We start from the raw sequence: 13,785 nt of genomic DNA on the forward strand, positions 1-13,785 counted from the left end.
ACGGCATATTCACCGTCGCCAGTTGAGGACGTTACGGAAGGCAAGCAGGGTGCAACACCCCCTGCGGGCCCAATCTTGAATGGCCCGAACGGACTATGCGTACGCGGCAGATCACCCAACGGAGTGAGCTGACGACATAACAGACCAATCCCGCACAACGGGGCAGATCACCCAGGACATACGGCGCGGGGAGCGACACACCTCGACAACTCGGGCATGTCTCATCACTCACACGAGTGATTGATGGAAGAGCGCTGAACCGCACATCTGTGGCTGGCGTGAAACAGCGTAGGCGAACCGGTAGGCCCCTGTCCGGCGATTCGCCACGTAGGCTGCCCCCCATGGGTAAGAAGCGCTCGGGCGGGGGCCTCTCCACCACTCAGCAGGCGGCCAAGTTCCTCGGGGTCAGCATGCTCGCCGGCACGGTGATGGCCGGCCTCGCACTGCCCGCGGTCGGGGCGCTCGGACTGGCCGCCAAGGGGACGGTCGAGGAGTTCGACGAGATTCCGGCCAACCTCAAGACACCACCGCTCAGTCAGCGGACCACCATCCTCGACGCCGACGGCGGCGAGATCGCGAAGGTCTACTCCCGCGATCGCACCGTCGTGGAGCTCAAGGACATCTCCCCCTACATGCGCAAGGCGATCGTGGCGATCGAGGATGCCCGGTTCTACGAACACGGGGCGATCGACCTCAAGGGCGTGCTCCGCGCGCTCAACAAGAACGCCCAGGACGGAGGCGTCTCCGAGGGCGCCTCCACCCTCACCCAGCAGTATGTGAAGAACGTCTTCGTGGAGGAGGCCGGCGACGACCCCGAGAAGGTCGCGGAGGCCACCCAGCAGACGGTCGGACGCAAGATCAGGGAGCTGAAGTACGCCATCCAGGTCGAGAAGGAGCTCGGCAAGAAGCGGATCCTCCAGAACTACCTGAACATCACCTTCTTCGGGCAGCAGGCCTACGGCGTCGAAGCCGCCTCGCAGCGCTACTTCAGCAAGCACGCCAAGGACCTCACCCTGGAGGAGTCGGCGCTGCTGGCGGGGCTCGTGCAGTCGCCGAGCCGCTTCGACCCGGTGAACGACCCGCGCGAGGCCACCCTCCGCCGCAACACCGTGCTGCAGCGCATGGCCGAAGTGAGGGACATCACCCAGGCGAAGGCGGACGCCTCCAAGAAGAAGCCGCTCGGCCTCAACGTGAGCCGGCCCAAGAACGGCTGCATCACCGCCGTCGACGGCGCGGGCTTCTTCTGCGACTACGTCCGCAAGGTCTTCCTCACCGACCCGGCCTTCGGCAAGACGCCGGAGGAGCGGGCCCAGCGCTGGCACCGCGGCGGTCTGACGATCCGCACCACCCTCGACCCGCAGGCCCAGAAGTCGGTGCAGAAGGCCGTGAAGAACGGCGTCCACGCGAGCGACGAGGTGGCCACCGCCGTCACCCTGGTGGAGCCCGGCACCGGCAAGATCGTGGGCATGGGCCAGTCCCGGCCGTACGGCTTCGGCGAGCACCAGACGCAGATCAACCTCTCGGTCGACCAGCGGATGGGCGGCGGCGCGGGCTACCAGCCGGGCTCGACGTTCAAGCCCATCGTGGCGGCGGCCGCGCTGGAGCGGGGCACCAAGCCGAGCCAGTCCTACCCGTCGCCGTACAAGATGCCGTATCCGAGCCCGGTGCAGACCTGCGACGGAAGCTGGAGCGACACCGCCTCCGTCGAGAACGAAAACCCCTCGGAGGTCGGCCCGTACGGGATGAGGGAGGCGACCGCGAAGTCGGTCAACACCTACTTCGTCCAGTTGATCAGCGACATCGGCGTCTGCCCGGTGACCACCCTCGCCGACAAGATGGGCGTCGAGCGGGCCGACGGCAAGAAGATGGACCAGGTGCCGTCCATCACGCTCGGCACCCAGGAGATGTCCCCGCTGACCATGGCCAACGCCTACGCGACCTTCGCCAACCGGGGCGTGTACTGCACCCCGGTGGCCATCGAGTCGATCACCACCGCGGACGGCAAGTCGTTCAAGGTCCCGCAGACCTCCTGCAAGCGGGCCATGTCGGAGAAGACCGCCGACACCGTCAACACGCTGCTGCGGGGCGTCGTCGAGGACGGCACGGGCAAGGAGGCCGGGCTCAGCGGGCGCGCCAGCGCCGGCAAGACCGGCACCACGGACTTCCGCTACGCCGCCTGGTTCGTGGGCTACACCCCGAACCTGGCCGGCGCGGTGTGGGTCGGCGACCCCAAGCACCAGCGGAAGATGGTCAACATCACCATCGGCGGCCGCACCTGGGGCAAGGTCTTCGGCGGCCAGGTGCCCGGGCCGATCTGGCGCGAGGCGATGTCCGGCGCCCTGGCGGGCAAGCCCGCGCCGGGTTTCGTCACCGTGCCCGTCGACGACCCGCACAAGGACCGGCCGGACCGGGGTGACGAGGACAACAAGCCAGGCCGCGGGGGCAGCGGCGGCCGGGGCGACAAGCCATGGCCGGACATCACCATTCCGCCGGACCTGATCGGCGGCGAGGACGGCGGCATCGGTGACATCGGGGGTATCGGTGACATCGGGGGCTGGGACGGCGGCTGGAACCCGGGCGTCGGCAGGGGCCGGCGCTGACCACCGGCCGGCCGATCACCAGGGCCGGCACGACGACAGAAGAGGGCGACGGGGCCCGGACAGTGGATGTCCGGGCCCCGTCGCCCGTTGCGTACGGCCTGCCTCCGCCGGCACCCTCTCGCCAGCGCCGGCGCCCCGCGACGGTCGACCGGCGGCCGGCGGCCGGCGGCCGGCGGCCGGCGATCGATGGGAGAACCACCCGTCCGGCGGGTTTGCGGCACGGTGCGGCCTTAATGGCGCCGGCCCAGCGCGGGACGGACGATCGGACGACCGGAACGGCCGACCGGCCAGGACGGAGCGGGCGACCGGAACGGCCGACCGGCCGAAGGACCGAGCGGTCGACCGGCCCGGACGAAGCGGGCCTGATCGCGCGGCCGGAACGCGGTCGAAAGGGGTGGGACGACGACGTTCGAAAGGGTCAGCCGGCGAGGTGCCGCTTCACCGCGGCCGCCACCCGGCCGCCCTCGGCCCGGCCGGCGATCTTGGGGTTCACGATCTTCATCACGGCGCCCATCGCGCGCGGGCCCTCGGCACCGCCCTCGGCCGCCTCCTTGACCGCGGCGGCGACCAGCGCGTCCAGCTCCTCGTCGGTCAGCGGCTTCGGCAGGTACTCCGCGAGCACCTCGCCCTCGGCCCGCTCCCGCTCGGCCTGCTCCGCGCGGCCGCCCTGCTCGAAGGCCTCGGCGGCCTCGCGGCGCTTCTTGGCCTCCCGCGCGACGATCTTCTCCACCTCCGCGTCGGAGAGTTCGCGGGCGGTCGTGCCCGCCACCTCCTCCTTGGTGATCGCGGTGATGGTGAGCCGAAGCGTGGAGGAGCGCAGTTCGTCGCGCGCCTTGATCGCCGCGGTGAGGTCGGCCTGCAGCCTGTCCTTGAGCGTGGTGGTCATGGACTGAGTCTGCCAGCACCGGTCGGGAATCACCCGAAGATTTCGTCGCCGTCGCAGGTCTGGGACCATGGGGACCATGCGCGCTCGTTACGGAGTACCCCTGGGAATCACGGCAGTCGGCGCGGCCGGCCTCGCCTACGCCGTCGGCTTCGAAGTCCGCTCCTTCCGGCTCCGACGGGTGTCCGTGCCCGTGCTGCCGCGTGGGATGCGACCGCTGCGCGTCCTCCAGGTCTCCGACATCCACATGGTCAGCGGACAGCGGAAGAAGCAGCGCTGGCTCCAGTCGCTCGCCGGCCTCCGCCCCGACTTCGTCATCAACACCGGAGACAACCTCTCCGACACCGAGGGTGTCCCCGAGACGCTGGACGCCCTGGGCCCGCTGATGGAGTTCCCCGGGGCGTACGTCTTCGGCTCGAACGACTACTACGGCCCGAAGCTGCGCAACCCCGCCCGCTATCTGCTGGAGAAGGCCAGCGGCCGGCACGGGCTCAACGGCAACCCGCCGGTGGTCGGCGCCATCCACAACCCGTGGGAGGACCTGCGCGACGCCTTCGACGCCGCGGGCTGGGTGGGCCTGACCAACACCCGCGGCCGGCTGAAGCTGGACGGCGGCCTGGAGATCGCTCTGACCGGCCTGGACGACCCGCACATCAAGCGAGACCGCTACAACGCGGTGGCGGGCGGCCCGGAGGCCGACGCGGACCTGTCGCTGGCCGTGGTCCACGCCCCGTACCTGCGTGTGCTGGACGCCTTCACCGCCGACCGCTACCCGCTGATCCTCGCCGGGCACACCCACGGCGGGCAGGTGTGCATCCCCTTCTACGGAGCGCTGGTCACCAACTGCGACATCGACACGGGCCGGGTCAAGGGCCTGTCCACCCACACCGCGGGCGGCCACACCTCCTTCCTCCACGTCTCCGCCGGCTGCGGCACCAACCGCTACACCCCGGTCCGCTTCGCCTGCCCGCCCGAGGCCACCCTGCTCACGCTGACCCCCCGGGACTGAGCTCGGGGTCGGCGCCGGTGCCGACCCCTGCGCCGACCTCGGAAGCGATCCGAGAGCGACCCGGAAGCGGCGGGGAAGCGACCCGGAAGCGGCGGGGAAGCGACCCGCGGGCCCGGCCTCGAAACCGGATTTCGTCTCTGGCGCGACGTGGGCTAAAGTAGAGCTCGTTGCTTCGGGGTGTAGCGCAGCTTGGCAGCGCGCTTCGTTCGGGACGAAGAGGTCGTGGGTTCAAATCCCGCCACCCCGACTGGCACGAGAGGCCCGGTCCATTGGACCGGGCCTCTCGCTTATGTCCGGCATCCCCGCCCTGCCTCCGGGGGAACATGCTCGGATCGTCTCGGCACCCGTTCGACGGCGCCCGCGATCGCGTCACCGTCACGCCCGGAAGGCGATTCGATAAAGCCGTTGCCGGAATCAACTTCTGCCACCTACAGCCGCCGGCGGATTCTCGGGCCGCTTACCGGTCCCTGAGCGGCGGCAGGCAGTATTGCGCGCATGTCGACTCTCCGCTCAAACATCGTCTCCTGGGTCAGCCGCAAGTACTTTTCGAGATTGCAGAGGAACGGCCTCGACCTGTCCAAGATGTCTTTTCTGTCGGAGTCCACGCTCATGCCGCTGCGGCGCGACGGCGTGGATCCGGTGCCGGCGCTGGCCACACGGCGCGCCCAGGAGCCGATCAGCAAGCTTTCGCTGCCGTTCGGGATGAATGGCTGGCTCGTCACGGGTCACGCCGAATGCAAGGCGGTCCTCGGAAAGACGAACGCCTTCAGCACCGATTTCACCAACATTGCGGGGAATGCCGGAATTTCCGCTCAGCAGAATCCCGGCGGGCTGGGTTTCAGTGATCCACCGACGCATACAAGATTGCGGCGTCTCCTGACACCGGAGTTCACGATGCGCCGACTGAACCGATTGACGCCGCGCATTCACTCCCTCGTGGAGGAACGACTCGACGAGATGGCCGCGGCCGACGGGCCGGTGGACCTGGTGGAGGTGTTCGCGTTCCCGATCCCCTCGCTCGTCATATGCGAGCTGCTGGGCGTGCCGTACGAGGACCGTGACGAGTTCCAGAAGCTGAGCACCGCGCGGTTCGACCTATTCGGCGGAGCAAATGCCCCATTCGGCGTCATATCCGACTCTTTGTCGTATCTGCGCGACATCGTGAAGAAGCAGCGCGAGAACCCGGGCGACGGACTGCTGGGCATGATCGTTCGCGAGCACGGCGACGACATCGAGGACGAGGAGCTCACCGGTCTCGCCGACGGAGTGCTGACCGGCGGCCTGGAGACGACCGCGAGCATGCTGGCGCTGGGCACCCTCGTGCTGCTCCAGCACCCGGAGCACTTCGCGGCGCTGCGCGACCGCGACGACGCGGTCGACCCGTTCATCGAGGAGCTGCTGCGCTATCTGACGGTGGTCCAGGTGGCCTTCCCGCGCTTCGCCAAGGAGGACATGGAGATCGCCGGCACGAAGATCGCGCGCGGCGACTTCATGCTGTGCTCGCTGAGCGGAGCCAACCGCGACGCGGCCCTGGGCGAGGACATGGAGCGCTTCGACCCGCACCGCGAGGCCGGCGCGTCCCACCTGGCCTTCGGATTCGGCATCCACCGCTGCATCGGCGCCGAGCTGGCCCGGATGGAGCTGCGGGCCGCGCTCCCCGCACTGGTGCGACGCTTCCCGGACATGCGGCTGGCGGTCGCGCCGGAGGAGCTGTCGTTCCGCAAGCTCTCGATCGTCTACGGCGTGGACGCGCTGCCGCTGCGGCTGCACGGGTAGCGGGCGGAGCCCGTGCGGGTCAGGGCAGGACTCCACGCCCCGGGCCGGACCGGTGCCCGTCATCACCCACGGCTGGCCTTCAGCGAGTACATCAAGGGGATGCGAGGGCGGTCCGCCGGCAGGCGGTGATAGCCGTCGGCGTCGCGGCGAAGCGCGTCGAAGCGAGCGAAGAGCGTCATGTCGTGCTCGTGCAGGAAGTCGATGCGGAGACCGGCCGCGGCGAGCGCGGAGACGACGTCACCCAGCGGGTGCTGCCACTCCACACTGCGGTGGGTACCGGACATGCCGGCGGAGTCCACGTAGCCGGTCGCGCTCTCCTCTATCCACGGCTCACGGCTGAAGTAGTCGTATGTCACCCGCGATCCGGTCTCCTCGTCGAGCGCGTCGGTGAGCGGGTGGAACTCGGCGAGGTAGAGGAAACCGCCGGGGGCCACGAGACGGGCGGCGGTCTCGGCCCAGCGGCCGATGTCGGGCAGCCAGCAGAGCGCCCCCACGCCGGTGTAGACGATGTCGTACGAGGAGTCGGGCACCGCCTCGACCGCGTCGTAGACGTCGGCGGTCACGAACGAGGCATGGTCGGGGCCGAGGTCGAGCTCGGCGGCGAGGTCGCGGGCGGCCTCGACAGCCGGCTCGGAGAAGTCCAGGCCGACGACCCGGGCGGCGCCGCGCCGGACCCAGGAGAGGGTGTCCAGGCCCAGGTGGCACTGAAGGTGGAGCAGGGAGCGGCCGGTCACGTCCCCCACCTCGGCGACCTCGAAGTCGCGGAGCGAGTCCCGGCCACCTCGGAAGGCCGCGAGGTCGTAGAAGTCGCTGACCAGATGCTCGGGAACGCGCTGGTCCCACAGGGCTCGGTTGGTCTCACGCCAGTCGCCCGCCGTGTCGTCCCGCGGCATGGATCGGTGCATGTGCCGGAGGTTATCCACAGGCGCGCGGCGACACCAGCGAGTTGTCTGCGCGGCGGCGCAGAATGGGGGGCATGGCTGAGAGCACAGGATCCATCCCGGAGTCCATGCCGGACTGGGAGAAGCGCTTCCGAGCGCCGCGAGTAGGGCTGCCGGACTGGGCGGAGGACGCCCCCGACCGCTCGCTTTTCGTATCGAACGCGACGGGCACGTACGAGCTGTACGCCTGGGATCGGACCACCGGTGTCCAACGCCAGGCGACGGACCGGCCCAACGGGACGACGGGCGGGGTGCTGTCGCCGGACGGCGAGTGGATCTGGTGGTTCTCCGACACCGACGGCGACGAGTTCGGGATATGGCGGCGCCAGCCGTTCTCCGGATGGGACTCCCGGCGTCCCGAGGGTGAAGAGGACGAGCCCGCGACGCCGTTGGCGCCGTCGTATCCGGCCGGGCTCGCGCTCGGCCGGGACGGCACGGCGATCGTCGGCCGCTCCACCGACGAGGACGGCTCCACCCTCCACGTCGTGGAGCCGGACGGCGCCTCGCGGGAGATCTACCGCCACCGGGAGTCGGCCGGGGTCGGCGATCTCTCCTACGACGGCGCGCTGATCGCGATAGAGCACACCGAGCACGGCGACGCGATGCACTCGGCGATCCGGGTGGTGCGGCGCGACGGCACCACTGTCGCCGAGTTGGACGACACCAAGGGCGGCGCGGTGGAGCTCGGGCTCTCGGTGATGGGCTTCGCGCCGGTCGCCGGGGACTCCCGGCTGTTGGTCGGGCACCAGCGCCGCGGCCGCTGGGAGCCGGTGATCTGGGACCCGCTGACGGGCGAGGAGACCGCGCTCGCCATCGAGCTGCCGGGTGACGTCGGCGTCGACTGGTACCCGGACGGTTCGGCGCTGCTGGTGGAGCACGGCTATCAGGCGCGCAGCGAGCTGTGGCGGTACGACCTGGGCTCCGGCGAACTGACCGCGGTGGAGACCCCGGCCGGGACCATATCCGGCGCCACGGCCCGGCCGGACGGCACGGTCGAGTACCTGTGGTCCTCGGCCGCCCATCCGCCCCAGGTGCGCTCCACGAGCGGGCGAATCGTGCTGGAGCCGCCCGCCGAGGGCGCCGCGGGCGCCGTGGTCGCCCAGAGCGGCGCAGGGCGTGCGGACGCCGCCTCCTGGCTCAGGGCCCCGGAATCGGTGCCGGTCACGGACGCCTGGGTGGAGGGGCCCGGCGGCCGGGTGCACGCGCTGGTGCAACGGCCCGAGGGCGAGGGCCCCTTCCCGACCGTCTTCGACATCCACGGCGGGCCGACGTGGCACGACAGTGACGCCTTCGCCGCCGGTCCGGCCGCCTGGGTGGACCACGGCTTCGCGGTGGTGCGGGTCAACTACCGCGGCTCCACCGGGTACGGACGGGAGTGGACGGACGCTCTCAAGCACCGCATCGGGCTCATAGAGCTGGAGGACATCGCGGCGGTCCGGGAGTGGGCCGTGGCCTCGGGGCTGGCCGACCCCCGCCGGCTGGTCCTGGCCGGCGGCTCCTGGGGCGGCTACCTCACGCTGCTGGGCCTCGGTACGCAGCCGGAGGCGTGGGCGGTGGGCCTGGCGGCGGTTCCGGTCGCCGACTACGTCACCGCCTACCACGACGAGATGGAGGCCCTGAAGGCGCTGGACCGCACCCTCTTCGGCGGCACGCCGGAGGAGGTCCCGGAGCGGTTCGAGGCGTCCTCCCCGCTGACCTACGTGGACCAGGTGCGGGCGCCCGTCTACATCTCGGCCGGCGTCAACGACCCGCGCTGCCCGATACGCCAGATCGAGAACTACGTGACCCGGCTGGAGCGGCGGGGCGCCCCGCACGAGGTGTACCGCTACGACGCCGGACACGGCTCGCTCGTCGTCGAGGAGCGGATCAAGCAGCTCCGGCTGGAGATCGAGTTCGCCCAGCGTCACCTGAGCCGCCTGAGCTGACGGCCGCCGGACGGACACCGTCCGGACCGACGGCTGGGGGCGGGCGAGCCCGATTGCGAGGCGGCGCCGCCCGCCCCCGGCCGCCGGGAACGAGCGCGGGCTCGCCCCGCACGCCCCCGGGACGCCGCCTCCCGCGCCGGCAAGGCGCTTCCGAGCCGTCAGGCGGGCCCCGGGACACCGGGGCCGCGCCTGGGTACCGGGGGCCGCTCCCGGGAGGCCAGAGAGCGCAGCCCGCGCCTTTCTGGGGCACGGCGCAGGGAGGCGGAGGTAGGCGGTGGAGCGGCAGGGCTGAGTCCCTGAAGCGGGTGCCTGGCCGCCGCCTTGGCGACCGCCGACGGCGGGGCACCCCGCCTCGCGCGGACGCGGCTCGCGCGGACGCAGCTCGCGCGGACGCAGCTCGCGCGGACGCAGCTCGGGCGTGCGGACGCGGCTCGGGCGTGCGGACGCGGCTCGGAGGCAGCCGGGCATGACCCGCGGGATCGGGAGCGGCCCCGCTCGGAGTCGGTCGGGCGGCTCGCGGGCGTCGGCCGCAGGAGCGAAACGCACGGGTCGGCTTGGAGACGGCGGCGCCCGGCCCCGGGGGCGCGTTGTCCGGGCGCAGGCGGTGTAGGCCCCGGGCGAGGGGCGTCGTCAGCGAAGGGGAAGGCGAAGGCGAAAACGGCCTCGGCGCCCGAGCCGGGCTGCTGGCCCCCGGTCACACGGCCCACTGTGGTGCGACCCTCCGCGCCGGGCTATCGCCGGCCCCACACCGGCTCCGTAGGCCCGGCACCGGCTTCCACCGGCTCCAGGCCGCCCGCTCTCTGCCAGTCCGACACCGTGCTGCACCAGGTCGACGCTGGGCTGCGCGGGATCGGCACAGGGCTTCGCCGGATCGACACCGGGCTGCGCGGGGTCGACGCCACCGGGCTGCGCCGGCGTCACTCGGAAGTGGTCGCGCCCGCGCCCGAGGTCGCCGACGCCTTTCCAGAGGCAGCCGGCTCCGGCTTCGCGCCGGAGGGCGCCGTATCCGCCCCAGACGCCGCCGGTTCCGGTTGCGCTCCGGGGGCCGCGGGGTCCGCTTCCAAGGCCGAGTCCGCTCCGGAGGCCGCGGGATCCTCGCTCGGGGCCGAGTCCGCTCCAGAGACCGATCCCGCGCCGGAGTCGGCCGGCTTCCTGGGGCCTGGGGCGGCGGGGGTGGCGTCGGCGCCTTCGTCGTCGGATGAGCCCGCCGCGGTCGGGGCGGGGGTGCCGGCGTCGGCGGGGACGATGCCCAGGGCGAGGTCGCGCGCGGCCTCGGCGTCGCGGCGGAAGAGGCGGAACCACATGAAGAGCACGAAGCCCACGAAGACGAACCACTCACCGGTGTAGCCGAGGTTCTGGAACGCCTTGAGGTCCAGGCCGGTGCCTTCTGCCGCGGCCGGCGGCACCGGGCGCAGGGCTCCGGTGGTCTTGGAGGAGGTGACCCATGCGTCGTACACGTCATACGGCACCACGTTGATCAGCGAGGCCGCGCTGATCATGCCGAGCTGGCCTTCGGGCAGTCCGCCTTCGGCGCGTACGCCGTCGGTGCCGCGGTTCTCCGAGGCCTGGAGCGCACCGGTGACCGTCACCTCGCCGGAGGGCGGCGCGGGCACCTTGGCTGTGGCCGCCCTGTCGTCGGCGTCGCCGGGGAGCCAGCCGCGCACGACGGGGAGCGCCTTCTCCCGGCCTGCCCCCTTGGCGGCGTCCTGGCCAGCGCCGCCGCCGGCGTCCGTGCGCAGCAGCGTCAGCACGTAGAAGCCGGTGCGGTCGTCGAGCCGGCGGTCGGGGACGAGCAACTGGTGTTCGGCGTCGTAGCGCCCGGTGACGGTCGCCAGCCGGCCGGAGGTCTCCTTGGTGACCGGCAGCAGCTTCCGCAGCGGTGCGGCCTCGGCCTCCTGGGCGTCGGACGCGCGGTTCTGCTGCTTCTTGTGGGAGTCGACGCGCGCCTCGAAGCGGCTCAGCTGCCAGCTGCCCAGCACCACGCAGACCACGATCGACAGCACGGTGAAGATGTTGAGTGCCCACCACCGAGGCGTCAGCAGAAACCGATACACACCACCACGGTACGGGCCCCGCGCGGGGTTCCCTGCGCCGGGGGCGCGGGAGTCGAGCGGCAAAGGCGCCGAAGGCAAGGGCGCCGGGCGCGGCCGGCTAGCCCTCCAGCATCCCGGTGCGGTACACGGTGCCGGCGCAGGCGCTGGTCAGCGTGGTGCTCGCGGCGGCCGGGTCGCCCGCGTCCGGGGTGTAGCTGAGCTGCACGCTCGCCTCGGGCTGCTCGCCGCCGGTCCCTCCCGTCTCGCCGCCGCCGTCGGTGCCGCCGCCGGTCTCCTCGCCACCGGTGGGCTCCTGCGGCGTGGGCTGCTCCTCGGGGACGGCGCCCGTCGCGGAGTCGCTGGGCTCGGGGGTCGGCGAGGCGCCGGTGGTCTGGCAACCGGAGGTACCGCCGCCGGCGGCCGGGACCCACGCGAACTTGACCTGGTAGGCCGCGCCCGGCTGAAGGATCAGCTTGCCGGGCTCGCTGGACGGGTCGGGGAGCTGGCTCGCCGCGTCGCCCGCGGTGTGGTCCAGGACCGCGATCCTGGTGGCGTCCGCCGCGCCCTGCGCGGTGGCGCTGACCGTGCCGCCGGCGTCGACGGCACAGGGGACGGCGGAGATGTTCACGACGCGGAAGGAGCCGTAGACGCGACCCTCGGCGTCGGCCGCGCCGGCAGAGGCGGTGCCGTTGCCGAGCTGGGCCCGGGTACAGGTGGGCGAGGTGGCGTTCAGCGTTCCCGTCGGGATGGGCACGGGGGCGCCGGACTCCTCCTTGTCCTCGGGCTTCTTCGTCGGGTCGTGCTTCTCCTTGTCCTTCTTCTTCTCCTTCTCGTCCTTGTCCGGACGGTGGCTGGCGGGCATGCCGGTCTCTCCGCCGTCGCTGCCCTCGCCGTGCGCTCCGCCCTGCACCCCGGGGGTGCGGTGGCTGGAGGCGGTGTTGGCGGAACGGTCGTCAGAGGTGGTGACGGTGGCGGCCACGTGCACCACGGCGGGCATAGCGGCCCCGCCGAGCACTACCGCGGCCGCCGCTCCGACCAGGGCCTGTCGACGGCGCGTACGGCGGGCGGGGACGGCGCGATGCAGGTGTTCCAGGGCGTCGGGTCGGGGTTCGAGGTCGCCCACGGCCCCGTGCAGCAGTCGCCTCAGCGCGCCCTCGTCCAGCAACGGCGGGTGGCCGCCGGCGGAGCCACCGCCGTCGGCGTCGCCGTCGCGGCCGGCGTCGCTGCCACATTCGGCCTCACTGCCACGTTCGGCCTCACTGGCGCGGTCGGCTTCGCTGGCGCGGTCGGCTTCGCTGCCATGCTCGGCGTCACTGCCGAGGCCGGCGTCACTGCCGCGATCGGCGTCATTGGCGCGGTCGGCGTCGCCCGCCGGGGCGCGCTCCGGTCCCGCGAACGGCTCGGCCGGCTTCGTGGTCGGCTCGGCGGCGGGGCGCTCGGAGCTCCGCTCCTCGGCCGCGTCGGCCCCGAGAGACCGGCCCAGGTCCGTGCCGCGGCCGTCGCCCTGGCCCGGGTCCTGGTCCAGGTCCGTGCCCTCGCCTCGGTCCCGGCCCCGGTCTCGGCCCTGTTCCAGGCCCTGTTCCGGGTCCGGGTCGTGCTGGTGTCGCCGGTCGCGGTCGCCCGCGTCCGGCCGGTTGGTCCTGTCGTTCATGCTGGAGCCTCCATGGCGACGCGGAGCGCCGCGATGCCGCGCGAGCCGTACGCCTTGACCGAGCCGAGCGATATGCCGAGCGTCTCGGCGACCTGGGCCTCGGTCATATCGGCGAAGTAACGCAGCACCAGGACCTCGCGCTGGCGGCGCTGCAGTCCTCTCATCGCCTTGATCAGTTGGTCGCGCTCCAGCTGCTCGTACGCGCCTTCTTCGGCACTGGCCATGTCGGGCATCGGCTTGCTGAGCAGCTTGAGCCCGAGGATGCGCCGGCGCAGGGCGGAGCGGGAGAGATTGACGACCGTCTGCCGCAGATAGGCAAGGGTCTTCTCCGGGTCACGGACCCGGTTGCGCGCGGAGTGCACGCGGATGAACGCCTCCTGTACGACGTCCTCGCAGGAGGCGGTGTCATCGAGGAGCAGCGCGGCGAGACCGAGCAGCGACCGGTAGTGGGCGCGGTAGGTCTCGGTGAGGTGGTCGACTGTGGTGCCCACTGCCATCGCGCCGTCAGTCTCCCCGCGACCCGTCGGAGCCTGCGCAGGGCGGGCGGTCGGCCATGGAGCGATCACCGGCATACCGCCTGGCGTGCGGGGACGCGAAGGACGCAGCGTCGAGCCGCGCCCCGGGGCCGTTGCGATGCCGAGTACCTCTGCCACGCACGTTGGACACGCTTCTCCCCGCCAGGGTTGTATGCGCACGGAGCCGCGTTTGACGATGCATCAAATGCCCCCACGCGCACCATCTCTTCCCCAAATGCCCCAATTTTTACCGCGCCCGAGCGGGGCGGCCAGAAAGACGCTCCCCGCGCCGCTGCCGGTTGCAGCGAGGCGGGGAGCGCATCGTCAAACAGATCGTCTGCGCAGTTCAAGTGGTCCAGGCCATTGTATTGGTCACAGAATCTTCACAGGCTCCCGGTCGTCACGCGACCGCGTTCCTCGGACTCCGATTCCTCGACTCCGATTCCTCGACT

At 71.8% G+C, this 13,785-nt stretch carries 9 protein-coding genes and 1 tRNA gene; 5 read left to right on the forward strand and 5 right to left on the reverse strand.

The features are described from left to right. Positions 1-341: 341 nt before the first annotated feature. On the forward strand, positions 342-2,600 hold the full coding sequence (locus LRS74_RS15190) for a transglycosylase domain-containing protein (RefSeq protein ID WP_277741507.1): 2,259 nt from the start codon (positions 342-344) through the stop codon (positions 2,598-2,600). A 418-nt stretch (positions 2,601-3,018) separates the two neighbouring features. Here the strand turns inward: LRS74_RS15190 and LRS74_RS15195 are convergent, their stop codons facing one another. Next, the gene (locus tag LRS74_RS15195; protein ID WP_277741508.1) at positions 3,019-3,486 is read right to left on the reverse strand and encodes a GatB/YqeY domain-containing protein; all 468 of its coding nucleotides are present in this window, start codon (positions 3,484-3,486) and stop codon (positions 3,019-3,021) included. Positions 3,487-3,562: 76 nt separating this feature from the next. Here LRS74_RS15195 and LRS74_RS15200 point away from each other — a divergent pair, with 76 nt between their 5' ends. The 3 genes from LRS74_RS15200 to LRS74_RS15210 all read left to right on the forward strand — a co-directional run bounded on the left by LRS74_RS15200 (position 3,563) and on the right by LRS74_RS15210 (position 6,268). Continuing rightward, on the forward strand, positions 3,563-4,492 hold the full coding sequence (locus LRS74_RS15200; RefSeq protein ID WP_277741509.1) for a metallophosphoesterase: 930 nt from the start codon (positions 3,563-3,565) through the stop codon (positions 4,490-4,492). A 173-nt stretch (positions 4,493-4,665) separates the two neighbouring features. After that, a tRNA-Pro gene (locus LRS74_RS15205) sits at positions 4,666-4,739 on the forward strand. A 248-nt stretch (positions 4,740-4,987) separates the two neighbouring features. Beyond that, positions 4,988-6,268 carry a cytochrome P450 gene (locus tag LRS74_RS15210; protein ID WP_277741510.1) on the forward strand — a complete coding sequence of 427 codons (1,281 nt, stop codon included), beginning with the start codon at positions 4,988-4,990 and terminating at the stop codon, positions 6,266-6,268. A gap of 62 nt (positions 6,269-6,330) precedes the next feature. Here the strand turns inward: LRS74_RS15210 and LRS74_RS15215 are convergent, their stop codons facing one another. Next, positions 6,331-7,173, reverse strand: coding sequence for a class I SAM-dependent methyltransferase (locus LRS74_RS15215; protein WP_277741512.1), 843 nt, complete (start codon positions 7,171-7,173; stop codon positions 6,331-6,333). Positions 7,174-7,244: 71 nt separating this feature from the next. Here LRS74_RS15215 and LRS74_RS15220 point away from each other — a divergent pair, with 71 nt between their 5' ends. After that, positions 7,245-9,134: a prolyl oligopeptidase family serine peptidase gene (locus LRS74_RS15220; protein WP_277741513.1), complete on the forward strand. Its 1,890-nt coding sequence runs from the start codon at positions 7,245-7,247 to the stop codon at positions 9,132-9,134. A gap of 917 nt (positions 9,135-10,051) precedes the next feature. On the opposite strand, the gene LRS74_RS15225 is transcribed toward LRS74_RS15220, so the two are convergent. From LRS74_RS15225 to LRS74_RS15235, 3 genes are all read right to left on the reverse strand, one after another. After that, on the reverse strand, positions 10,052-11,188 hold the full coding sequence (locus LRS74_RS15225; protein WP_277741514.1) for an SURF1 family cytochrome oxidase biogenesis protein: 1,137 nt from the start codon (positions 11,186-11,188) through the stop codon (positions 10,052-10,054). A 97-nt stretch (positions 11,189-11,285) separates the two neighbouring features. Further along, positions 11,286-12,818, reverse strand: a complete 1,533-nt coding sequence (locus LRS74_RS15230; protein WP_277741515.1) for a hypothetical protein — start codon at positions 12,816-12,818, stop codon at positions 11,286-11,288. After that, on the reverse strand, positions 12,815-13,471 hold the full coding sequence (locus LRS74_RS15235) for a SigE family RNA polymerase sigma factor (protein WP_186318972.1): 657 nt from the start codon (positions 13,469-13,471) through the stop codon (positions 12,815-12,817). Before LRS74_RS15235 ends, LRS74_RS15230 begins: the two co-directional genes overlap by 4 nt. Positions 13,472-13,785: the final 314 nt, after the last annotated feature.

Origin of the sequence: Streptomyces sp. LX-29 (genome assembly GCF_029541745.1) — a bacterium.
GTDB lineage: Bacteria > Actinomycetota > Actinomycetes > Streptomycetales > Streptomycetaceae > Streptomyces.